Annotated in this window: 24 protein-coding genes and 1 tRNA gene; 17 read left to right on the top strand and 8 right to left on the bottom strand. The window is 61.4% G+C overall.

Features of this window, described 5'->3' with window-relative positions:
* The 5 genes from PHX69_RS02740 to tatC all read left to right on the top strand — a co-directional run.
* A partial coding sequence (locus PHX69_RS02740) for a patatin-like phospholipase family protein (RefSeq protein ID WP_353852398.1) occupies positions 1–548 on the top strand: 548 nt, incomplete at its 5' end.
* A 15-nt stretch (positions 549–563) separates the two neighbouring features.
* Positions 564–920 carry a histidine triad nucleotide-binding protein gene (locus PHX69_RS02735; protein WP_288042277.1) on the top strand — a complete coding sequence of 119 codons (357 nt, stop codon included), beginning with the start codon at positions 564–566 and terminating at the stop codon, positions 918–920.
* Between the two features lie 81 nt (positions 921–1,001).
* Positions 1,002–1,241 carry a Sec-independent protein translocase subunit TatA gene (gene tatA / locus PHX69_RS02730; RefSeq protein ID WP_288042276.1) on the top strand — a complete coding sequence of 80 codons (240 nt, stop codon included), beginning with the start codon at positions 1,002–1,004 and terminating at the stop codon, positions 1,239–1,241.
* A 22-nt stretch (positions 1,242–1,263) separates the two neighbouring features.
* Positions 1,264–1,734, top strand: coding sequence for a Sec-independent protein translocase protein TatB (gene tatB, locus PHX69_RS02725; protein WP_288042274.1), 471 nt, complete (start codon positions 1,264–1,266; stop codon positions 1,732–1,734).
* 53 nt (positions 1,735–1,787) lie between these two features.
* Entirely contained in the window at positions 1,788–2,582 is a 795-nt protein-coding gene (gene tatC, locus PHX69_RS02720; RefSeq protein ID WP_288042273.1) for a twin-arginine translocase subunit TatC, read from the top strand.
* A 186-nt stretch (positions 2,583–2,768) separates the two neighbouring features.
* Here the strand turns inward: tatC and PHX69_RS02715 are convergent, their stop codons facing one another.
* Positions 2,769–3,917 (bottom strand): trypsin-like peptidase domain-containing protein, encoded by a 1,149-nt coding sequence (locus tag PHX69_RS02715; protein ID WP_288042272.1) that lies wholly within the window; start codon positions 3,915–3,917, stop codon positions 2,769–2,771.
* A 113-nt stretch (positions 3,918–4,030) separates the two neighbouring features.
* Here PHX69_RS02715 and PHX69_RS02710 point away from each other — a divergent pair, with 113 nt between their 5' ends.
* Complete coding sequence (locus tag PHX69_RS02710; protein WP_288042270.1) at positions 4,031–4,783, top strand: Nif3-like dinuclear metal center hexameric protein; 753 nt, start codon at positions 4,031–4,033, stop codon at positions 4,781–4,783.
* A 111-nt stretch (positions 4,784–4,894) separates the two neighbouring features.
* The gene (gene pdxA, locus PHX69_RS02705) at positions 4,895–5,938 is read left to right on the top strand and encodes a 4-hydroxythreonine-4-phosphate dehydrogenase PdxA (RefSeq protein WP_288042269.1); all 1,044 of its coding nucleotides are present in this window, start codon (positions 4,895–4,897) and stop codon (positions 5,936–5,938) included.
* A 66-nt stretch (positions 5,939–6,004) separates the two neighbouring features.
* Here pdxA and mscL read toward each other — a convergent pair whose 3' ends face one another.
* Positions 6,005–6,433: a large conductance mechanosensitive channel protein MscL gene (gene mscL / locus PHX69_RS02700; protein ID WP_288042268.1), complete on the bottom strand. Its 429-nt coding sequence runs from the start codon at positions 6,431–6,433 to the stop codon at positions 6,005–6,007.
* A 145-nt stretch (positions 6,434–6,578) separates the two neighbouring features.
* Here mscL and petA point away from each other — a divergent pair, with 145 nt between their 5' ends.
* From petA to PHX69_RS02670, 6 genes are all read left to right on the top strand, one after another.
* A complete protein-coding gene (petA, locus tag PHX69_RS02695) occupies positions 6,579–7,178 on the top strand; it encodes a ubiquinol-cytochrome c reductase iron-sulfur subunit (protein ID WP_119013997.1) in 600 nt (199 codons plus the stop codon).
* 11 nt (positions 7,179–7,189) lie between these two features.
* Complete coding sequence (locus PHX69_RS02690) at positions 7,190–8,605, top strand: cytochrome b (RefSeq protein ID WP_119013996.1); 1,416 nt, start codon at positions 7,190–7,192, stop codon at positions 8,603–8,605.
* A gap of 16 nt (positions 8,606–8,621) precedes the next feature.
* Entirely contained in the window at positions 8,622–9,380 is a 759-nt protein-coding gene (locus tag PHX69_RS02685) for a cytochrome c1 (RefSeq protein ID WP_288042266.1), read from the top strand.
* A 98-nt stretch (positions 9,381–9,478) separates the two neighbouring features.
* Positions 9,479–10,090: a glutathione S-transferase N-terminal domain-containing protein gene (locus PHX69_RS02680; RefSeq protein WP_119013995.1), complete on the top strand. Its 612-nt coding sequence runs from the start codon at positions 9,479–9,481 to the stop codon at positions 10,088–10,090.
* Positions 10,091–10,128: 38 nt separating this feature from the next.
* The gene (locus tag PHX69_RS02675) at positions 10,129–10,656 is read left to right on the top strand and encodes a ClpXP protease specificity-enhancing factor (protein ID WP_288042264.1); all 528 of its coding nucleotides are present in this window, start codon (positions 10,129–10,131) and stop codon (positions 10,654–10,656) included.
* A 96-nt stretch (positions 10,657–10,752) separates the two neighbouring features.
* Positions 10,753–10,828 (top strand) — tRNA-Thr (locus tag PHX69_RS02670).
* 55 nt (positions 10,829–10,883) lie between these two features.
* Here the strand turns inward: PHX69_RS02670 and PHX69_RS02665 are convergent.
* On the bottom strand, positions 10,884–11,183 hold the full coding sequence (locus tag PHX69_RS02665; protein WP_119013880.1) for a hypothetical protein: 300 nt from the start codon (positions 11,181–11,183) through the stop codon (positions 10,884–10,886).
* 289 nt (positions 11,184–11,472) lie between these two features.
* On the opposite strand from PHX69_RS02665, the gene secA reads away from it, so the two are divergent.
* From secA to PHX69_RS02645, 4 genes are all read left to right on the top strand, one after another.
* Complete coding sequence (gene secA / locus PHX69_RS02660; RefSeq protein WP_119013869.1) at positions 11,473–14,232, top strand: preprotein translocase subunit SecA; 2,760 nt, start codon at positions 11,473–11,475, stop codon at positions 14,230–14,232.
* A gap of 91 nt (positions 14,233–14,323) precedes the next feature.
* Positions 14,324–15,553, top strand: a complete 1,230-nt coding sequence (argJ, locus tag PHX69_RS02655; RefSeq protein ID WP_288042263.1) for a bifunctional glutamate N-acetyltransferase/amino-acid acetyltransferase ArgJ — start codon at positions 14,324–14,326, stop codon at positions 15,551–15,553.
* A gap of 44 nt (positions 15,554–15,597) precedes the next feature.
* Positions 15,598–16,533, top strand: coding sequence for an ATP-binding protein (locus PHX69_RS02650; RefSeq protein WP_288042262.1), 936 nt, complete (start codon positions 15,598–15,600; stop codon positions 16,531–16,533).
* A gap of 43 nt (positions 16,534–16,576) precedes the next feature.
* Positions 16,577–17,044 (top strand): NUDIX domain-containing protein, encoded by a 468-nt coding sequence (locus PHX69_RS02645; RefSeq protein ID WP_288042260.1) that lies wholly within the window; start codon positions 16,577–16,579, stop codon positions 17,042–17,044.
* 46 nt (positions 17,045–17,090) lie between these two features.
* On the opposite strand, the gene PHX69_RS02640 is transcribed toward PHX69_RS02645, so the two are convergent.
* From PHX69_RS02640 to PHX69_RS02620, 5 genes are all read right to left on the bottom strand, one after another.
* Positions 17,091–17,321 carry a DNA gyrase inhibitor YacG gene (locus tag PHX69_RS02640; protein WP_119013879.1) on the bottom strand — a complete coding sequence of 77 codons (231 nt, stop codon included), beginning with the start codon at positions 17,319–17,321 and terminating at the stop codon, positions 17,091–17,093.
* 11 nt (positions 17,322–17,332) lie between these two features.
* Positions 17,333–18,088 (bottom strand): cell division protein ZapD, encoded by a 756-nt coding sequence (gene zapD, locus PHX69_RS02635; RefSeq protein ID WP_119013878.1) that lies wholly within the window; start codon positions 18,086–18,088, stop codon positions 17,333–17,335.
* Between the two features lie 77 nt (positions 18,089–18,165).
* Entirely contained in the window at positions 18,166–18,786 is a 621-nt protein-coding gene (coaE, locus tag PHX69_RS02630; RefSeq protein WP_288042258.1) for a dephospho-CoA kinase, read from the bottom strand.
* Positions 18,783–19,658 carry a prepilin peptidase gene (locus tag PHX69_RS02625; RefSeq protein WP_288042256.1) on the bottom strand — a complete coding sequence of 292 codons (876 nt, stop codon included), beginning with the start codon at positions 19,656–19,658 and terminating at the stop codon, positions 18,783–18,785. Before PHX69_RS02625 ends, coaE begins: the two co-directional genes overlap by 4 nt.
* Entirely contained in the window at positions 19,658–20,875 is a 1,218-nt protein-coding gene (locus tag PHX69_RS02620) for a type II secretion system F family protein (protein ID WP_119013863.1), read from the bottom strand. The genes PHX69_RS02625 and PHX69_RS02620 overlap by 1 nt, the downstream gene beginning before the upstream one ends.

Raw genomic sequence — 20,875 nt, 5'->3', positions numbered from 1 at the left:
CCGGGCACGGCGAAATCTTCTCGGGAGCGCGCCTGACGGCAGATGCCGTCATGGCCTCGGCCTGCCTGCCGCTGGTGTTCAAGGCGGTGGAGATCGGCGGCGACGCTTACTGGGATGGCTGCTATTCAGGCAACCCGCCGCTATACCCGCTGATTTACGCCGCACAAAGCAGCGATATTTTGCTGGTGCAGATCAACCCGGTCGAGCACCTGCGGGTGCCTGCCACCGTTGCCGAAATCACCGACCGCGTCAACGAAATCACCTTCAACGCTGGCTTGCTGGCCGAGCTGCGCTCCATCGAGTTTGTGCGCCGCCTGCGCGATGAAGGCAAGATAGAAATGGACCACTACAAAGAGGTGCGCATGCACCGCATTGATGGTGGCGCAGCGCTGGCAGATTTTGGCGCTGCCAGCAAAACCCGTACCGACCTGGCTTTCATGCGACAGTTGTTTGCGCTGGGCCGTACGGTAGGCCAGCAATGGCTGCAAGCGCACCGCCAGGATGTGGGCGTGCGCTCCAGTTTTAACCTTGCGCACTGCGGTGCGTGAACTTGCGTTCTCACCATGCACGACCCCCACTGCCTTTTCTGCAAAATCATTGCCGGCCAGATTCCGTCCCGCAAAGTCTATGAAGACGACGAGATTTTTGCCTTCCATGACATCCACCCGTGGGCACCAGTCCACTTTCTGATGGTGCCGCGCCTGCACCTGCCATCGCTGGCCCATGCCCAGTCCGAGCATGCGGCCCTGCTGGGGCGCATGATGGCGCTGGCACCGCGCCTGGCGCTGGAGCAAGGCTGCAAGCCCTACCCTGAAGGGGGTTTCCGCGTCGTGGTAAACACCGGGCTTGAAGGTGGCCAGGAAATCCACCACCTGCATGTTCACGTCATGGGCGGGCCGCGCCCCTGGCTCAAGGGCTGACGCTGCGGCCAGCAAGGGGATATGCCCTTGGGGTTGTCATACCCCCCGTCTAAAATCCACCGTATTCCTTAGGAGATATTCATGGGCTCGTTTTCCATTTGGCACTGGCTGATTGTGCTGTTGATCGTTGTCATGGTGTTTGGCACCAAAAAGCTCAAGAACATGGGCTCTGACCTCGGTGGCGCCGTCAAAGGCTTCAAAGACGGCATGAAAGACGGCAGCACGTCCGACAGCGCGGCCACGCCGCCCAATGGCCAGGTGGCCAGCCCCGCCGTGGCCGACAAGACCACCATCGACGTCGAAGCCAAGCACAAAAGCTAAGGCAGCGTGAGCGCGTGCAGGCATGATTGACATTGGTTTTTCCAAACTGGCGCTGATCGGCGCGGTGGCGCTCATCGTCATCGGCCCCGAAAAGCTGCCGCGCGTGGCGCGCACCGTGGGCACTTTGTTGGGCAAGGCACAGCGCTATGTGGCCGATGTCAAATCGGAGGTCAACCGCTCCATGGAGCTCGACGAGCTCAAGAAAATGAAGGAGACCATGGAGGGCGCTGCCCGCGACGTGGAGCAGTCCATACAGACCAGCGCCAGCGAGTTCGAAAAAGACTGGGCGCAGGCCACCGATTTCAACACCACCCCGGCGCTGGACACACCGGCCAGCAGCACAGTGGTGCCTGCCTACCGCCATCCGGGCAAGAACTGGCGCCTCAAGCGCGGAGCCATGCCGCAGTGGTACAAGTCACGCAATGGCGTGCGCACCAAGGCCCAGTCGGGCGCTGCACGCATGGCGCGCCACCGGCCTCCCAAATTCCATTGATGCCGCAGCGCACTGCGCGGCATTGGCGGGCGTAAAACCCGCAGCACTTCACCATGTCCGACAAATCCTCCCAAGACGACGAGCTCGCCGGCACCGAGCAGCCCTTTGTGCAGCACCTGATGGAGCTGCGCGACCGCCTGGTCAAAGCGCTGATTGCCGTGGGCATTGCGGCGGCGTTGCTGTTCTTTTTTCCGGGGCCGGGCACGCTCTACGACTGGCTGGCCGCGCCGCTGGTGGCGCACCTGCCCAAGGGCGCCACGCTGATTGCCACTTCGGTGATCTCGCCCTTCATGGTGCCGCTGAAGATTTTGCTGATGTCCGCCTTTTTGCTGGCCCTGCCGTTTGTGCTCTGGCAGGTGTGGGCCTTTGTGGCGCCAGGCCTGTATTCGCACGAGAAAAAACTGGTGCTGCCGCTGGTGGTGTCCAGCACGCTGCTGTTTTTTGTCGGCGTGTGTTTTTGTTATTTCTTCGTGTTTGGCCAGGTGTTCAGCTTTATCCAGAGCTTTGCGCCCAAAAGCATCACGGCGGCACCTGACATCGAGGCTTACCTGGGCTTTGTGCTGACCATGTTCCTGGCGTTTGGCCTGGCCTTTGAGGTACCGATTGTGGTCATCGTGCTGGCGCGCATGGGCATCGTCAGCGTGGCCAAACTGCGCGAGTTTCGCGGCTATTTCATCGTGCTGGCGTTTGTGATTGCCGCCATCGTCACGCCGCCCGATGTGGTGTCGCAACTGGCGCTGGCCATTCCCATGTGCCTGCTGTATGAGCTGGGCATCTGGGCGGCGCAGATTTTCATCAAGCACACCCAGGCTCCGGAAGAGGCCGATCAGACCGCATCGTCTTCCTGATTTCCCATTATTTTGAGTAAAAACAGTCTCCAGCCCAATAGGGGTGCGCGCTGGTAGCTATTATTTTGATAGTATTCTTCGGCTGACCGGCTGACCGGCTGACCGGCTGACCGGCTGACCGGCTGACCGGCTGACCGGCTGACCGGCTGACCGGCTGACCGGCTGACCGGCTGATCGCTACCGCGCTCAGCGGCGCAGTGCCCGCCCGGGCCGGGGGCGCAGGCCCGGGGTCACGCCCAGCTCCAGCATCCGGTCGCCGCGCTGCACATGGAAGTTGGCCTGTACGCCGGGCTTGAGCGAGGCTACCGTGGCCAGCAGTGTGGGCACGCTGGCAATCGCTTTGTCGCCCACACGCACGATCACATCGCCGGGGCGCAGACCCGCCAGCGCACCGGGGCCGTCTTGCAGCACGCCGGTGATGATCACGCCCTCGGTGGCCTTGACGCCAAACGTCTCGGCCAGCTCGGGTGAGAGCTCGCTGGGCTCCACGCCAATCCAGCCGCGCGTGACCTGGCCTTCCTTGACTATCCCGTCCAGCACCATCTTGGCCGTGCTCACCGGAATGGCAAAGCCAATGCCCATGCTGCCGCCCGAGCGCGAGTAAATGGCGGTGTTGATGCCCAGCAGGTTGCCGTTGATATCCACCAGCGCGCCGCCCGAGTTGCCGGGGTTGATGGCCGCATCGGTCTGGATGAAGTTTTCAAAGGTGTTGATGCCCAGCTGGCTGCGCCCCAGTGCGCTGACGATGCCGCTGGTCACGGTCTGGCCCACGCCAAAGGGGTTGCCAATGGCCAGCACCTGGTCGCCCACGGCGAGTTGGTCGGAATTGCCCAACACAATCACCGGCAGCTTGTCGAGTTCGATTTTCAGGATGGCCAAGTCAGTTTCGGGGTCGGTGCCGATCACGCGGGCGCGGGCGCGGCGGCTGTCGGTCAGGGTCACGTCGATTTCATCGGCGCCTTCAACGACGTGGTTGTTGGTCAGGATGTAGCCGTCGGGGCTGATGATGACGCCGCTGCCCAGGCCGGTTTGCGGCTGGTTGCCCTGGTCGCCAAAGAAGAACTGGAACCAGGGGTCGCTGCTGCGCGGGTCGCGCACGGGCGCTTTGCTGGTGTTGATGCTCACCACCGCTGGCGCGGCCTTGCGCGCGGCCGGGCTGAAGCTGCCGGGGGCGGGCTGGGTGGGGTCGGCGGCAGGGGCTTCGATGAGCGCGATACCCGCGCCCGAGCGCGTGGCGCCGCGCTGCAACCAGTCGGGTTGCAGCGTAGCCACCACAAAGTACCCCGCGACGAAGACCGTCACGGCCTGGGAAAAAAGCAGCCAGATGCGTTTCATGGAAAGTGGGCAAAAAATGGGCCTGACGGCGGGCTGCCATTGTCCCTCAGGTGTTTGCGCCATGCCGGGCTGCGCGCCTGCCTGGCCATGCCGTCGGCACGACAATAGCGCGCATGAGCATTTCCAGAGACACCCTGCTGCAGTCGTTGGACGCACTGCTGCAACCCGAGCGCTTCAAGGATTACGGCCCCAACGGCTTGCAGGTGGAGGGCAAGGCGCAGATTGCGCGCATCGTCAGCGGCGTGACCGCCAGCCGGGCGCTGATCGATGCGGCCATTGCCCAGCAGGCCGATGCCATTTTTGTCCACCACGGCCTGTTCTGGCGCGGGCAGGACGGACGCATTACCGGCTGGATGAAGCAGCGCCTGCAACGCCTGTTGGCGCACGACATCAGCCTGTTTGCCTACCACCTGCCGCTGGATGCGCATCCCCAATGGGGCAACAACGCCTGCTTGGGACAAGCGCTGGGCTGGGCTGCTGATGCGCGTTTTGGCGAGCAGGAACTGGGCTGCGTGGCCAGTGTGGACTACCCCAGCGCCCAGGCCCTGGCAGCGCACATCGAGCGCGTACTGGGCCGCAGCGCCACGCTGGTGGTGCCACCCGGCGCAGCGCCCATCCGGCGCGTGGCCTGGTGCAGCGGCGGTGCGCAAGGCTACTTTGAGGCCGCCATCGCCGCCGGTGCCGATGCCTTTGTGACTGGCGAAATCTCCGAGCCCCAGGCGCACCTGGCGCGTGAAATGGGCGTGGCCTTCATCGCAGCAGGCCACCACGCCACCGAGCGCTACGGCGCCCCCGCCGTGGCTGCGCATGTGGCGGCCCTGCACGGCCTGGAGCATGTGTTCATCGATATCGACAACCCGGCCTGAACGCCCAGCCGATCCATGGCGCCATCAACAGCTAATTTGCTCCTTTTTGTATAGCTGTTAGCGCAATACTGGTGAGCCTTGGAGCCAAATTTTGCTTGAAATTAATCACCCATGACTGTCCCCTCCCTGCCGAAACTCTTGGCCATCACCCAAGGCGATCCTGCCGGTATCGGCCCCGAAACCATCGCCAAGGCCTTCCGCGATGCGCCCGATGATCTGCGCGGCTGCTTCGTGGTGGGTGACTTGGCCACGTTGCGCCGCGCTGCGCAGTGCGTGCAGCGGCCCGGAGAGCCATCGCTGCCCGTGGCCTTGCTGACCGAGCCTGCGCAGGCTTTGTCGGTGCCGCCGCGCTGCCTGCCGGTGTGGCAGCTGCCGGGTGTACCGGGGCCGCAGCCGTTTGGCCAGATCAGCGCAGAGGCGGGCCGCGCCGCCGCCGATTGTGTGGTGTGGGCGGCGCGTTCGGCGCTGCGCGGCGACATCGCCGGGCTGGTCACGGCGCCACTGCACAAAGAGGCGCTGCACGCCGCAGGCGTTGATTACCCTGGCCACACCGAGCTGCTACAGGCCGAGGCGGCAGCACATACCGGTGTGGCGCTGGCCGACATGCCCGTGCGCATGATGCTGGCCAGCGATGAGCTGCGCACCGTGCTGGTGAGCATCCACGTGTCGTTGCGCCAGGCGCTGGACGCGGTGACGTTCGATAACGTGCTGCAAACGCTACGCATCACCCATGCGGCGCTTTTGCGCAGCCTGGGCCGTGCGCCGCACATTGCTGTAGCGGGCCTCAATCCCCATGCAGGCGAGGGCGGGCTGTTCGGGCGCGAGGAGATTGAGTACATCGCCCCGGCCATTGCTGCGGCCCGTGCGCAGGGCTTGCAGGTCAGTGGCCCGCTGGCGCCCGATACGGTGTTCATGCGCGCGCGCCATGCGCCAGGGCACCCCGGCGAGTTCGATGTGGTGGTGGCCATGTACCACGACCAGGGGCTGATTCCGGTCAAGTACCTGGGCGTGGACAAAGGCGTGAACGTGACGCTGGGCCTGCCGCTGGTGCGCACCAGCCCCGACCACGGCACCGCATTTGACATCGCAGGCCAGGGCGTGGCCGATGCCTCCAGCCTGATCGAGGCTGTACGCATGGCCCAAAAATTGGCATAAAAAATGCCTGTAAGGCAGGTGTAGCAAGCGCGAATAGCTACCAAAAAAGTAGCATTCGTGCGCGCTTCAGTGCTTGAGGCTGTCGCGGATCTCGCGCAGCAGCACGATGTCTTCAGGGGTGGCCACCGGGGCGGGCGGCGCGACCGGGGTTTCGCGCTTGAGCCGGTTGATCTGCTTGATCATCAAAAAGATGATGAACGCCAGAATGAAAAAATTCACCGCCACCGTGATGAAGCTGCCGTAAGCAAACACCGGCACGCCCGCCTTTTTGAGTGCATCCAGCGTCATGGCCGTGCCCTCTGGGGCGCTGCCCAGCACCAGAAAGAGGTTGGAAAAATCGAGCTTGCCAAATACCAAGCCCACCACCGGCATGATGAGGTCGCTGACGACCGAGTCCACGATCTTGCCGAAGGCACCGCCAATGATCACGCCCACCGCCAGATCAATCACGTTGCCCTTGATAGCAAACTCTCTGAATTCCTGCACCATTCCCATAAAAAACTCCTTGCTGGGATCAAAGCGTGCAGTATCACCGGCCCCCAAGCGCTGTCAACGCAGGCAAACGGGTGTTGGGGCCCTTTTTCACTCCGCTACAATTTGAGGCTAACCCCCAATATAGCGATGTTCATCGAGGATTCCCATGAGTGACACTCCAATCGACTCCAGCAAGCGGACGTGGCTGATTGCGTCCGGCTGTGCGGGTGCGGTGGGCGGCGTGGCAACCGCCGTTCCTTTCGTGAGTACTTTCCAGCCCTCCGAAAAAGCCAAAGCTGCCGGCGCTGCCGTCGAGGTGGACATCTCCGCCCTCAAGCCCGGTGAAAAAATGACCGCCGAATGGCGTGGCAAGCCGGTCTGGATCGTCAGACGCACCCCCGAGCAGCTGGCCGACTTGTCCGGGCTCAATGACCAGCTGGCCGATCCCAAATCCGAGCGCAAGCCCGACGAGTTCACGCCCGCGTACGCCCGCAACGAGGGCCGTTCCATCAAGCCTGAAATTTTCGTCGCTGTGGGCATTTGCACCCACCTGGGTTGCTCGCCTTCCGACAAGTTCACGCCTGGCGCACAGCCTTCGTTGCCCGCTGACTGGAAGGGCGGCTTCTTGTGCCCCTGCCACGGTTCGACGTTCGATATGGCTGGCCGCGTTTTCAAGAACAAGCCTGCACCCGATAACCTCGAAGTGCCACCCCACATGTACCTCTCAGAGACCAAGCTCCTGATTGGTGACGACAAGAAGGCCTGAGGGAGAAAAAAATGGCTCACGAATTCAAGGAAATCTCTCCCAACGCCTCGGGCGGTGCCAAACTCACCAACTGGTTTGAGAACCGCTTCCCGACTGCGTTTGACGCCTACCGCGTCCACATGTCCGAATACTACGCGCCGAAGAACTTCAACTTCTGGTACATCTTCGGTTCGCTGTCCCTGCTGGTGCTGGTGATCCAGATCGTCACCGGTATCTTCCTGGTGATGCACTACAAGCCCGATGCGGCCAAGGCTTTCGAGTCGGTCGAGTACATCATGCGCGATGTGCCTTGGGGCTGGTTGATCCGCTACATGCACTCCACGGGAGCCTCGGCCTTCTTTGTCGTGGTGTACCTGCACATGTTCCGTGGTCTGATTTACGGCAGCTACCGCAAGCCCCGCGAGCTGGTCTGGATTTTTGGCTGCGCCATCTTCCTGGCACTCATGGCCGAGGCTTTCATGGGCTACCTGCTGCCCTGGGGCCAGATGTCGTATTGGGGCGCCCAGGTGATCGTGAACCTGTTTGCCGCTGTGCCTTTTGTCGGCCCTGACCTGGCGCTGTTGATCCGTGGTGACTATGTGGTGTCGGACGCCACGCTCAACCGCTTCTTCAGCTTCCACGTGATTGCTGTACCGCTGGTGCTGCTGGGCTTGGTGGTAGCGCACTTGCTGGCGTTGCACGATGTGGGCTCGAACAACCCCGACGGTATCGAAATCAAGGGCCCCAAGGCCCCCAAGGATGCCAAGGGCAATCCGCTGGATGGCATTCCCTTTCATCCTTTCTACACCGTCCATGACATTCTGGGTGTCTGCTTGTTCCTGATGGCTTTCACGGCGGTGATCTTCTTTGCCCCCGAGTTTGGTGGCTACTTCCTGGAATACAACAACTTCATCCCGGCGGATCCGCTGCAAACACCTCTGCACATTGCACCGGTGTGGTATTTCACGCCCTTCTATTCCATGCTGCGTGCCATTACCAGCGAGATGATGTACGTGCTGATTGCCTGCGTTTTGCTGGGTGCCGTGCTGGCGGTGGTCAAGATCAAGCTGCCCGCTTTCATCAAGGCTGGTGTGGTCGGTGCTGCGGTGGTGGTTTCGGTGTTGATGCTGTCGATTGACGCCAAGTTCTGGGGCGTTGTGGTGATGGGTGGCGCTGTGGTCATCCTGTTCGGCCTGCCTTGGTTTGACCAAAGCCCGGTCAAGTCGATCCGCTACCGTCCGAGCTGGCACAAGTATGTGTACGCCGTCTTCGTGGTCAACTTTGTGGTGCTGGCTTACCTGGGTGTGCAGCCACCATCGCCTGTTGGCGAGCGTGTGTCGCAGGTTGGTACGCTGTTTTATTTCGGATTTTTCCTGTTGATGCCATGGTGGAGTCGCCTGGGTGAGCCCAAGCCAGTGCCCGACCGTGTGACCTTTGCTGCGCATTGAGCTGGAGACGAACACCATGAAAAAAATCATTCTCTCGTTCATTGCTGCGCTCGGCCTGCTGGCGGGTACAGCGCACGCCGCAGGTGGCGGCATGCCCTTGGACAAGGCGCCCAATAAGGTCAATGACCTGGGTGCGTTGCAAAACGGGGCCAAGCTGTTCGTCAACTATTGCGTGGGTTGCCATTCGGCCGCTTTCATGCGCTACAACCGTTTGACCGATATTGGCCTGACCAATGAGCAGATCAAGGACAACCTCTTGTTCACCACCGACAAGATCGGTGAAACCATGAAGGCCACCATTGATCCCAAGCAGGCCAAAGAGTGGTTTGGGGCCAACCCACCCGACCTGACCGTGATTGCACGTTCGCGTGCAGGTGCTGGTGGTACCGGTGCAGACTACCTGTACACGTTCTTGCGCACCTTCTACCGCGATGAGGCCAAGGCTACCGGTTGGAACAACCTGGTCTTCCCGAACGTGGGTATGCCCCATGCACTGTGGCAGTTGCAAGGCCAGCGCCATGCTATTTTTGAAGAGCAGCAAAGCCACGGGCAAATCACCCATGTCTTCAAGGGCTGGGAAGCTATCAGTCCTGGCGCCATGACAGAGCAGCAGTACGACGAGGCCATTGGTGACTTGGTCGGCTACCTGCAATGGATGGGCGAGCCTGCACAAAATACCCGCGTGCGTTTGGGCATTTTTGTGCTGATCTTCCTGGCGTTTGCGACGGCGATTGCCTGGAAGCTCAATGCTGCGTACTGGAAAGACGTGAAGTAAGCTTTGATTCGCTCAGCCGCGCTGAATGCGCGGCCGAATCTTTTTTAGAGTGGGCGCTGCGTGCGTTCCACTCTTTTGGTTTTTAGGAGTCTCTTGCCATGATGGTGCTTTATTCGGGTACGACCTGCCCCTTTTCCCACCGCTGCCGTTTCGTGTTGTTCGAAAAGGGAATGGATTTTGAAATCCGCGATGTGGACTTGTACAACAAGCCTGAAGACATCAGCGTGATGAATCCTTATGGTCAAGTTCCCATTCTGGTTGAACGTGACCTGATTTTGTATGAGTCGAACATCATCAATGAATACATTGATGAACGTTTCCCGCACCCGCAACTCATGCCTGGCGATCCGGTAGATCGCGCGCGCGTGCGTCTGTTCTTGCTGAACTTCGAAAAAGAGTTGTTCGTGCATGTGAACATCCTGGAGTCGCGTGCTACCAAGGGCAACGAAAAGGCTCTGGAAAAAGCACGTGCACACATCCGTGATCGCCTCACGCAATTGGCCCCAGTGTTTCTCAAGAACAAATACATGCTGGGCGAGAGCTTCTCTATGCTGGACGTGGCCATTGCGCCGCTGCTGTGGCGCCTGGACTACTACGGCATTGATCTGAGCAAGAACGCTGCTCCGCTGCTGAAATATGCCGAGCGTATTTTTTCGCGCCCTGCTTACATCGAGGCGCTCACGCCCTCTGAGAAAGTCATGCGCAAGTAAGCTGCGCAACACTTGTCCATACTTCGCACACAGGCACCATGAACGCACAGGAATCCACCACTACGCGCCCCTACCTCATCCGGGCATTGCACGAATGGTGTACAGACAACGGGTTTACGCCGTACTTGGCGGTGCGTGTGGACGACTCCGTGCAGGTGCCGCGTGAATACGTGAAAGATGGTGAGATTGTCCTCAACGTTGGCCTGGATGCCACCAGTGGACTTTTGCTGGGCAATGATTTCATCGAATTCAAAGCGCGGTTCGGTGGCAAGGCGCGTGACATCATGGTTCCCGTGAGTCGCGTGTTGGCGATTTATGCGCGTGAAAATGGTCAAGGTATGGCCTTTCCTCCACCCGCAGATCTGCTCTCTCCTTTGGATGAGTCCAGTCGCGGGCGCGCACCGTCGGTGGTCGCAGACGCTTTGGGTACGACAGAGCGATCAGTGGATGAAGAGCGCATCGTGCAGTTGGTGCCCACCGATCCAGCGCCCGATGATGGTGGCGATACACCCCGCACGCCACCAACGGCCGGTGCTGTCAGACCAACATTGAAGCGGGTGAAGTAAATTTTGGCGTTGCTCGGCTGATTTTTACCCGCAGAATGCACTCAAATCTGATTTTTTGCTAGCGGCACGTATTTTCGGTATTATAATGCCAGCTTCGCCGGTTTAGCTCAGTTGGTAGAGCACCCGCCTTGTAAGCGGTAGGTCGTCAGTTCGATTCCGACAACCGGCACCATCAATGAAAGCCCGTCAACTGTTTGCAGTTGGCGGGCTTTTTCAATCTGGAAGCATCAGGCCTGCACTTTCAGGCGAATGGATGTGACGTCCCAGCCTTTGCTGCGCAAGTGGGATTGCAGTGCAGGTATTAGTTGCCGCATTTTGGCTGCAGCAGCGTTGCTTTTCACCAAAATGCACCATGTTTGTCCGTCGATCGGGCCAGCTTGTACGCTGGCACGCAGCGGTGCAGGAATCAGCGGTGCCACGCAGCGCAAACGGTCGCTGGAGTCACGGGTCAGCGCCGCCAGTTTGGCGAGCATGGGCGACTCTTCGGAGGCTTGCTGTAGTGATACGGCGTAGTGGCGGCGGTGCATTGGCGCGGTGCTGGTGCAATCCATGAAGTGTGTTGGATTATCGAGCAAGTCCGTGCAGGTGTTGTGCGACGGTGGTGTCCATGGATATCGATGGTAGCGGCCCCACTACGGTGTCCATCCATATCCGACCAAGTGGTCACCATGTGGGCGGGTAAAATTCGGCGTCCGGGGTCAGTGGGGCATCTGTTGCCATGACGGCAAGGGGTCTGCTGGTTCCATCTGAATTCATTTCTTCACAGGGATTTCGGACACTCTGCCAGTTTTGCGCTGGTAGCGTGTTTCTGCTCGCATGGCCACCAACTTCCTTACCAAACTTTTCGGCAGCCGCAATGATCGGCTTCTCAAGCAATACCGCAAGACGGTGGCGCGCATCAATGCGATGGAGCCCGAATTTGAAAAGCTGGATGATCAGGCGCTGCGTGCCAAGACGCAAGAATTCAAAGAGCGCGTAGCCAAGGGTGAAACCCTCGATGCCCTTTTGCCTGAGGCATTTTGCGTAGTGCGCGAAGGCTCCAAGCGCATCATGAAAATGCGGCATTTTGATGTGCAATTGCTCGGTGGCATGGCCCTGCACTACGGGAAAATTGCCGAAATGCGCACCGGTGAGGGCAAAACCCTGACGGCCACGCTGCCCGTGTACCTCAACGCACTTTCCGGCAAAGGGGTACATGTGGTCACGGTGAACGATTATTTGGCCAGTCGTGATGCCAAATGGATGGGGCGGCTCTACAACTTTCTGGGTCTGACGGTGGGCATCAATTTGCCCAACATGCCGCGCGAAGAAAAACAGGCCGCTTACGCCGCTGACATCACCTACGGCACCAACAACGAGTACGGCTTTGACTACCTGCGCGACAACATGGTCTATGAGGCCCGTGATCGCGTGCAAGGCCAGCTCAATTACGCCATCGTTGATGAGGTGGACTCCATCCTGATCGACGAAGCCCGCACCCCATTGATCATCAGTGGCCAGGCCGAAGACCACACCGCCATGTACATCGCGATGCACAAGGTGGTGCCCTTGCTGGTGCGCCAGGAAGGCGAGGCCGATCCGCGCACCGGCGAGGGCGTAACCAAGCCCGGGGACTTCACGCTGGACGAGAAAACGCACCAGATTTTCCTGACCGAGCAAGGCCACGAAACCGCTGAGCGCGTGCTGGCGGCCCAAGGCTTGATTGCCGAGGGCGCCTCCCTGTACGACCCCGCCAACATCACGCTGATGCACCACCTGTATGCAGCACTGCGGGCCAACCACCTCTATCACCGCGACCAGCACTACGTGGTGCAAAACGGCGAGATCGTTATCGTCGATGAGTTCACGGGGCGCTTGATGTCGGGCCGCCGCTGGAGCGAAGGTTTGCACCAGGCCGTCGAGGCCAAAGAAGGCGTGCAAATCCAGGCTGAAAACCAGACGCTGGCGTCCATCACCTTCCAGAACTATTTCCGCCTGTACGGCAAACTCTCGGGCATGACTGGCACCGCCGATACCGAAGCCTACGAGTTCCAGGAAATTTACGGCCTCGAAACCGTGGTCATTCCGCCCAACCGCCCCAGTAAGCGCGACGACCAGCTCGACCGCATCTACAAAACCACCAAAGAAAAATACGACGCGGCCATCCAGGATATCCGCGAGTGCCATGAACGCGGTCAGCCGGTGCTGGTGGGCACCACGTCGATCGAGAACTCCGAAATCATCGACCAGTTGCTCAACCAGGCAGGCCTGCCTCACCAGGTGCTCAATGCCAAGCAGCATGCCCGCGAAGCCGACATCGTTGCGCAGGCCGGGCGCACCGGCATGATCACCATTGCCACCAATATGGCCGGTCGTGGTACTGACATTGTGCTGGGCGGCAATATCGAAAAAGACATTGCCCAGATCGAGGCCGACGAGTCCCTGGATGACGCTACCCGCCAGGCCCGCATTGAGGCTTTGCGCGCGGCCTGGGCGCAGGAAAATGAAAAGATCAAAGCCCTGGGTGGCCTGCGCATCATCGCCACCGAGCGCCATGAGTCGCGCCGCATTGACAACCAGTTGCGGGGCCGCTCGGGCCGCCAGGGCGACCCGGGCTCGTCGCGCTTTTACCTCAGCCTGGACGACTCGCTGATGCGTATTTTTGCGGGCGACCGGGTGCGCGCCATCATGGATCGCCTGAAGATGCCCGAAGGCGAGGCCATTGAGGCCGGCATTGTTACGCGCAGCATTGAATCGGCGCAGCGCAAAGTGGAAGCGCGCAACTTCGATATCCGCAAGCAACTGCTCGAATACGACGATGTGGCCAACGACCAGCGCAAGGTGATCTACCAGCAGCGCAACGAAATCCTCGATGCACAAGCCCTACACGACGTGATCCATGCCATGCGCGAGGATTGCTTTACCGACCTGGTACGCCAGCATGTGCCCGTCGAGTCGGTGGAGGAGCAGTGGAACCTGCCTGCCCTGGAGAAAGCCCTGGCCGAAGAATGGCAGCTGCCCCTGGCACTGCGCGCCGAAGTGGAAGGCGCCCAGTCCATCACCGATGACGAGGTGCTGGAGAAAGTCCTTACCGCCGCCCACGCTGCCTTCCAGGCCAAGGTGGAGCTGGTGGGCGAGGAGAACTTCACGCAGTTCGAGCGTGTGGTATTGCTGCAAAGTTTCGACTCCAACTGGCGCGATCACCTGAGTGCGCTGGACTACCTGCGCCAGGGTATCCACCTGCGCGGTTATGCGCAGAAGCAGCCCAAGCAGGAGTACAAGCGCGAGGCTTTCGAGCTGTTCCGCCAGCTCATCGACATGGTGAAAAACGAAGTCACCAAAACGCTGATGACCGTGCAGGTGCAGTCGCCCACGCAGCTGGGCCAGGCCGCTGAGGACATGGAGCAGCGCGCCGAGAGCATTGCCAACGTGACCTACAGCGCGCCCACCGAAACCGGCGATGTCGAGGTCACGGTGGACGAGCGCACCCTGAGCGTGCAGCAAAAGGTGGCTGCCGGTGGCCGCGTGGGCCGCAACGACCCTTGCCCCTGCGGTAGTGGTCAAAAATACAAGCAGTGCCACGGCAAGCTGGCCTGAAAACCAGTCACGAAACCACTGCACAATCGCACGGGCTTCGGCCCGTGTTTGCATTGCCCTTCTTCTTTTCGATTTATTCAGGAAGCCTTTTATGCCCGTGAATCTGTCTGCCCCTGTGGCCTCTGAACTGCTGCCGGTGGCCGGTGTGCGCATTGGCGTCACCGAAGCCGGTGTGCGCAAGGCCAACCGCAAAGACCTGACCGTGTTTTTGCTGGATGAAGGCACCAGCGTGGCTGGCGTGTTCACGCAGAACCGCTTTTGCGCTGCGCCAGTGCAGGTCAGCCGCGAGCACCTGGCTGCGTGCCAGGGCGTGCGTGCCATGGTGATCAACACTGGCAACGCCAATGCGGGCACGGGTGCCGATGGCCTGGCGCGTGCGCGTGCCACCTGCGAGGCGTTGGCTGCGCAACTGGGCGTGGCAGCCGTGCAAATCCTGCCGTTTTCTACCGGCGTCATCATGGAGCCGCTGCCGGTGGAGCGCATTGCCGCTGGCCTGCCTGCCGCCATCGCCGACGCCCAGACGGCCCACTGGGGCCGTGCCGCCGAGGGCATCATGACCACCGACACCCTGCCCAAGGCTTTCAGCGCCCAGGTGCATATCGGTGGCGCCGTGGTCAACATCACCGGCATCAGCAAGGGCGCCGGCATGATCCGCCCCAACATGGCGACCATGCTGGGCTTTTTGGCCACCGACGCGGCCATTGCCCCCGAGTTGCTGCAAGGCTTGGTGCGCGAGCTGGCCGAGGGCTCTTTCAACCGCGTGACTATCGACGGTGATACCTCCACCAACGATTCCTTTGTGCTCATGGCCACGCACCGGGCGGGCAACGCGCCCATCACCGCGCTCGACAGCGACGATGGCCGCGCGCTCAAGGCCGCGCTGCTGGGCGTGGCACAAAAGCTCGCCCAGGCCATCGTGCGCGATGGCGAAGGCGCCACCAAATTCATCACCGTGCGTGTCGAAGGCGGCAAGACCAGCGAAGAATGCCGCCAGGTGGCCTACGCCATCGCCCACTCGCCGCTGGTCAAAACCGCTTTTTACGCCAGCGACCCGAACCTGGGCCGCATTCTGGCCGCCGTGGGTTACGCCGGTATCACCGACCTGGACCAGACCGGCATCGACCTGTACCTGGACGACGTGCATGTGGCCGTGCAAGGCGGGCGCAACCCCGCTTACCGTGAAGAGGACGGCCAGCGCGTGATGAAGCAAAGCGAAATCACCGTGCGCGTGCTGCTGGGCCGGGGGGATGCGCAAGACACCGTCTGGACGTGCGACTTCAGCCACGACTACGTCACCATCAACGCCGATTATCGCTCCTGATTTAATAGCTGCTTGCGCTTGTATAGCAAGCCTTTGAGGCCAAAATGAATCAAAACTTTGAACATTTACTGCTGCGGGCCGAGCAGCTCATCACGCGCATTGAATCGGTGCTGCCGCAGCCGCTGTCGGCGCCCGACTGGGCCGCTGCCATTGCCTGGCGCTACCGCAAGCGCAGCAGCGGCCATGGCACGCTGGAGCCGGTGCGCCACGTGGGTAGCATGGCGCTGCACGACCTGAAAGAGATCGACGCGCAAAAAGAAAAAATCCAGCGCAACACTGCGCAGTTTGTGGCCGGGCGCAGCGCCAACAACGTGCTGCTGACCGGCGCGCGCGGCACCGGCAAATCCTCCCTCATCAAAGCCTGCCTGAACGCTTTTGCGCCCCAGGGCCTGCGGCTGATTGAAGTGGACAAGGCCGATCTGGTCGATTTGCCCGACATCGTGGACGTGGTGGCCGGGCGGCCCGAGAAATTCATCGTCTTTTGCGATGACCTGAGTTTTGACGATGGCGAGCCCGGCTACAAGGCGCTCAAATCCATTCTGGACGGCTCGGTGGCGGCGGCCACGCCCAACGTGCTGGTCTACGCCACCAGCAACCGGCGCCACCTGCTGCCCGAATACATGTCAGAGAACCTCAGCTACCAGCACACGCCCGATGGCGAAGTGCATCCGGGTGAGGGCGTAGAAGAAAAAATCTCCCTCTCCGAGCGCTTTGGCCTGTGGGTGAGCTTTTACCCTTTCAGCCAGGAGGAATACCTGGCCATCGTGGCGCAGTGGCTGTCAGCGCTGGGCGTGGATGCCGCAGCCATCGCGGCGGCACGGCCCGAGGCGCTGGTCTGGGCGCTGGAGCGTGGCTCGCGCAGTGGCCGCGTAGCCTACCAGTTTGCCCGTGACTACGCCGGGCGCACCGAGCCTGCCCATGCCAGCCCGGCGCAGATTGCCGACGTGGCTGGACTGAACGACGAAACCAGCACCCTGTGATGGCCCCTGGCGCCGCCAGGGCGCCATTTTTTGGAGCTTTGCCATGAGCGATGCCACCCCCGTTACCACTGCCAGCGCTGCCCCTGCACGCACCCATACAGAAGTCGCTGTGGGCGTGCTGCTGCGCGCCGATGGCGCCATGCTGTTGTCCACCCGACCGCCGGGCAAGGCGTATGAAGGCTACTGGGAGTTTCCCGGCGGCAAGATCGAAACGGGTGAAACCGTGGAGCAGGCCCTGCGCCGTGAACTGATCGAAGAACTGGGCGTGACCATCGGCCCCGCCCAGGTCTGGAAAGTCACCGAGCACGACTACCCGCACGCGCTGGTGCGCCTGCACTGGTGCAAAGTCACCGAATGGAGTGGCGAGTTCGAGATGCGCGAAGGCCAAATCATGGCCTGGCAGCAGCTGCCGCTGCAAGTGCGTCCGGTGCTGCCCGGCGCCTACCCGGTGCTGCAATGGCTGGCCGAGGAGCGCGGCCAGACTTTTGACCCGGAATCGCTCCTGGAATGAGAGCTGCTGGCGCCCACGGGATGGGCGTTAGCAGCGTTTTTGATACTTAATTTTGCAGGCGCGGATCGCCATAAGGCGCATCGTCTGGTGGTGCCTCGGTGGGCACGGCAAAGTCTTCGCTGGCCCAGGCACCCAGGTCGATCTGTTTGCAGCGCTCGCTGCAAAAAGGCCGCCAAGGGTTTTGCGGGCTGTACAGACTGGGCCCGCCGCAGGTAGGGCAGGGCACCTGCCGGGCGGCAGGGCTATCAGGGCTTGCGGGGGGCGGGGTGGTGCTCATGGACGGCATCTTCAGGCACACAGGGTCAGTTCAAACGTGGCGTCATCCTGGCAGGCCAGCAGATGCCCGTCCTCTTGCAGGCGCATGAGGCGCACCGACACCAGCAAGCGGTTGCCGCTGATTTCCGGAATCAGGCCCAGTGACGGGTCAATGGCCAGGCGCAACAGCTGGAACGTGCGCCCTTGGGGCAGGTTCTGCTGGAAATGGCCATGCTCTGCCGCCACCTTTTGCGGTATGCCCGAGTCGCGCAGCAGCTTGAGCAGCACATAAATGGATTCGGCCAGCGGCGCCAGTGTGCTGGCCCAGCCTTCCAGGGCCTGCTGGCGCACTGCGGGCGCGTTGTGCTGCCAAGCAAAATAGCCCGGCAAATCAAAGCCACAGGTGCCACCGGGAATGCCGATGCGGCTGCGGATGCTCATGAGCCAGTCGTTCTCGGTCAGCGCCTGGCCCGCTTTGCCCGACTGGGCATTGATGGCCGCGAAGCAGCGGTCAAGCTGCGCCACCACACCATCGAGCACGGCCTCGGAAATCGACGGGTTGCCCCGGTAGCTGTCGAGCTGGTGCTTTTGCCGCTCAATGTCTTTGAGCACATCGGTTTTGAGGTCGGCGCGCGCGGCCACATCCATGATCTCAAAGATCGTGGTCAGGGCAAAGTGGTGGTCCAGCGGGTGCGAGCGGGGAATGAGTTCGCCCAGTCGGCGGAACAACTGCTCCAGTCGCAGGTAAGTGCGAATGCGTTCGTTGAAGGGGTATTCGTAAAGGATCACGCTGCCGGGTTCCTGATGGGAGAGAGCGGACGCCGTGGGCTTGTGGTGCTGGACGACTGCAGAAAAAGCGAATTTCATCATAGCCCGAACCGCTGGGCCACCAGGCGCACTTGCGCCTGTAGTGCGGGCAGGCTCAGACCATCGTTGTAGAGCACGATGTCGGCACCCGCACGGCGCTGCTGGCGGCTGGCCTGCGATGCCATGATGGCTTGCACGGCGGCTGGCGTGAGTGCGCTGCGCGCCACCACGCGGCTGATTTGCGTGGACTCACGGCAATCCACCACCAGCACGGCGCTGAGTTGGCGCGGCCAGTGTCCGGACTCGATCAGCAGCGGAATATCCTGCACCACCAGCTGGTGGCCTGCGGCCAGTGCCGCTTGCACGCGCTCTTCAGAGACGCGCCCGACCAGCGGATGCACGATGGCTTCGAGCTGCTGGCGCGCTGCCGGGTGCGCAAAAGCGTGCTCGCGCATGCGGGGGCGATCCAGGGCGCCAGTGGCATCGAGAAAATCGGCGCCAAAGGTGCGGGCAATGTCTGCCATGGCTGCACCGCCAGCACCGGTGAGTTCGCGGGCAATCTGGTCGGCATCGACCAGCGCAGCACCCAGCTCCACCAGCATGCGCGCCACGGTGCTTTTGCCGCTGCCAATGCCGCCGGTCAGTCCCAGGCGGGTGGCGTGGTGAATGCCTGCACTCACAGGCCCAGCGCGCCCAGAATGGTGTGCAGTACCGTCTGCGGCCCCCAGATGAGAGCGATCAGTCCGGCACCGACCAGAAATGGGCCAAACGGCACATAGCCACCTTCGCGCAGGCTGCTGGAGAGCTTCATGGCGATGCCTACGACCGCGCCCACCACGGAGGCCAGCAAAATCAGCGGAACCAGGGCCTGCCAGCCAAACCAGGCGCCCAGAGCGGCAAACAGTTTGAAGTCGCCGTAGCCCATGCCTTCCTTGCCAGTGGCGAGCTTGAAACCCCAGTACACCAGCCACAGCGACAGGTAGCCACTGGCAGCACCCACCACGGCCTGGGGCAGCGCCACATCCGTCCATTGCAGCGTTGACGCCAGCAGCCCGGCCCAGAGCAGGGGCAGGGTGATGTCATCGGGCAGCAGCGTGGTGTCCCAGTCGATGAAAGCCAGCACCACCAGCGCAGCACAAAAGCCGCACCAGGCCAGGCCGGTGGGCGTCAGGCCCCAGCGGTAAATGCAAAAGAAAAACAAGCCTGCGGTGATCAGCTCCACCAGCGGGTAGCGCAGGCTGATGGGTGCCTGGCAGGCCGAACAGCGCCCACGCAAGAAAACGTAACTCAGCACCGGAATGTTTTCGTACCAGCGCACCTGGTGCCCGCAAGACTGGCAGCGCGAGCGCGGCTGCGAGAGGTTGAAGACACCCTGCGGGGGCGCCGCCACGCCCGTGGCACCGGGCAGGGTAGCGGCATATTCAGCGCACTCGGCAGCCCACTGCCGCTCCAGCATTTTGGGCAGGCGGTAGATGACCACGTTCAGAAAACTGCCCACCAGCAGACCCAGCACACCCAACAGGGCGGCATCCAACCACAGTTCCATGCCCATCAGACCACCTGTCCCAGTTTGAAGATGGGCAGGTACATCGACACCACGATGCCGCCGATCAAACCGCCCAGAAACACGATGATGATGGGCTCCATCAGGCTGGACAGCCCGGCCACCATCTCATCGACTTCTTCTTCGTAAAAATCGGCCGCCTTGCCCAGCATGTGGTCAATGGAGCCCGATTCTTCCCCGATGGCGCACATCTGCAACACCATGGAGGGGAAGATATTGGCATTGGTCATGGCCGCCGTCAGGCTGGTGCCGGTGGACACCTCTTGCTGGATTTTGTCGGTGGCCATGGCATACACCGAGTTGCCTGCGGCACCGCCCACTGAGTCCAGCGCCTCCACCAGCGGCACGCCCGCAGCAAACATGGTCGAGAGCGTGCGCGTCCAGCGCGCCACTGCCGATTTCTCGATCAGGATGCCGAAGATCGGTATTTTCAGCATCAGCCTGTCCATGAACATCTGTACTTTTTCGCTGCGGCGCCATGCCTGCATGAAAAAGTAGAAGCCGCCGCCGAGCACACCAAAAATCAGCCACCACCACTGCACAAAGATTTCACTGATGCCCATGACCAGCAAGGTGGGTGCGGGTAGGTCGGCGCCGAACGAGGTAAAAACCTCCTTGAAGGCCGGGATCACGAAAATCATGATCACCGTCACCACCACAAAGGCCACGATGACCACGGAAATGGGGTACATCAGGGCCGATTTGATCTTGCCCTTGATGGCCTCGGTCTTTTCCATGTACATGGCCAGCCGGTCGAGCAGGGCTTCCAGAATACCGGCCGCCTCGCCGGCTTCGACCAGGTTGCAGTACAGGCTGTCGAAGTACAGCGGGTACTTGCGAAACGCTGCGTTCAGCGAGGTGCCCGTTTCCACATCGGCGCGGATGTCGTTGAGCAGCTTGCCCACGCTGGGGTTGGTGTTGCCCCGGCCCACGATGTCAAACGCCTGCAAAAGTGGCACACCGGCCTTCATCATGGTGGCCATCTGGCGGGTGAACAGGGCAATGTCTTTGGGCTTGATCTTTTTGCCCGAGCGCATGTTGCGCTTTTTGATTTTGGTCGGAAAAACGCCCTGGCGGCGCAACATGGCCTGCACCTGGTTTTCGCCAGAGGCACGGGTTTCGCCACGCACGATTTTGCCGTTGCGGTCTTTGCCCTCCCATTCAAAGACGTAGTCCTTGATGCCCTGTGATGCAGCGGTCGCCAT

The sequence above is a fragment of the Simplicispira sp. genome (assembly GCF_028687295.1).
GTDB lineage: Bacteria > Pseudomonadota > Gammaproteobacteria > Burkholderiales > Burkholderiaceae_C > Simplicispira > Simplicispira metamorpha.
The sequence above is the reverse complement of the archived record's forward strand: the minus strand, read 5'-3'. Positions and strand labels throughout refer to the sequence as shown.

Bases quoted from the DNA above. Each gene is read 5' to 3' on its own strand.
- PHX69_RS02735 (WP_288042277.1), top strand. From the start codon at position 564: ATGCACGACCCCCACTGCCTTTTCTGCAAAATCATTGCCGGCCAGATT.
- tatA (WP_288042276.1), top strand. From the start codon at position 1,002: ATGGGCTCGTTTTCCATTTGGCACTGGCTGATTGTGCTGTTGATCGTT.
- tatB (WP_288042274.1), top strand. From the start codon at position 1,264: ATGATTGACATTGGTTTTTCCAAACTGGCGCTGATCGGCGCGGTGGCG.
- tatC (WP_288042273.1), top strand. From the start codon at position 1,788: ATGTCCGACAAATCCTCCCAAGACGACGAGCTCGCCGGCACCGAGCAG.
- PHX69_RS02715 (WP_288042272.1), bottom strand. From the start codon at position 3,917: ATGAAACGCATCTGGCTGCTTTTTTCCCAGGCCGTGACGGTCTTCGTC.
- PHX69_RS02710 (WP_288042270.1), top strand. From the start codon at position 4,031: ATGAGCATTTCCAGAGACACCCTGCTGCAGTCGTTGGACGCACTGCTG.
- pdxA (WP_288042269.1), top strand. From the start codon at position 4,895: ATGACTGTCCCCTCCCTGCCGAAACTCTTGGCCATCACCCAAGGCGAT.
- mscL (WP_288042268.1), bottom strand. From the start codon at position 6,433: ATGGGAATGGTGCAGGAATTCAGAGAGTTTGCTATCAAGGGCAACGTG.
- petA (WP_119013997.1), top strand. From the start codon at position 6,579: ATGAGTGACACTCCAATCGACTCCAGCAAGCGGACGTGGCTGATTGCG.
- PHX69_RS02690 (WP_119013996.1), top strand. From the start codon at position 7,190: ATGGCTCACGAATTCAAGGAAATCTCTCCCAACGCCTCGGGCGGTGCC.
- PHX69_RS02685 (WP_288042266.1), top strand. From the start codon at position 8,622: ATGAAAAAAATCATTCTCTCGTTCATTGCTGCGCTCGGCCTGCTGGCG.
- PHX69_RS02680 (WP_119013995.1), top strand. From the start codon at position 9,479: ATGATGGTGCTTTATTCGGGTACGACCTGCCCCTTTTCCCACCGCTGC.
- PHX69_RS02675 (WP_288042264.1), top strand. From the start codon at position 10,129: ATGAACGCACAGGAATCCACCACTACGCGCCCCTACCTCATCCGGGCA.
- PHX69_RS02665 (WP_119013880.1), bottom strand. From the start codon at position 11,183: ATGCACCGCCGCCACTACGCCGTATCACTACAGCAAGCCTCCGAAGAG.
- secA (WP_119013869.1), top strand. From the start codon at position 11,473: ATGGCCACCAACTTCCTTACCAAACTTTTCGGCAGCCGCAATGATCGG.
- argJ (WP_288042263.1), top strand. From the start codon at position 14,324: ATGCCCGTGAATCTGTCTGCCCCTGTGGCCTCTGAACTGCTGCCGGTG.
- PHX69_RS02650 (WP_288042262.1), top strand. From the start codon at position 15,598: ATGAATCAAAACTTTGAACATTTACTGCTGCGGGCCGAGCAGCTCATC.
- PHX69_RS02645 (WP_288042260.1), top strand. From the start codon at position 16,577: ATGAGCGATGCCACCCCCGTTACCACTGCCAGCGCTGCCCCTGCACGC.
- PHX69_RS02640 (WP_119013879.1), bottom strand. From the start codon at position 17,321: ATGAGCACCACCCCGCCCCCCGCAAGCCCTGATAGCCCTGCCGCCCGG.
- PHX69_RS02625 (WP_288042256.1), bottom strand. From the start codon at position 19,658: ATGGGCATGGAACTGTGGTTGGATGCCGCCCTGTTGGGTGTGCTGGGT.
- PHX69_RS02620 (WP_119013863.1), bottom strand. From the start codon at position 20,875: ATGGCGACCGCTGCATCACAGGGCATCAAGGACTACGTCTTTGAATGG.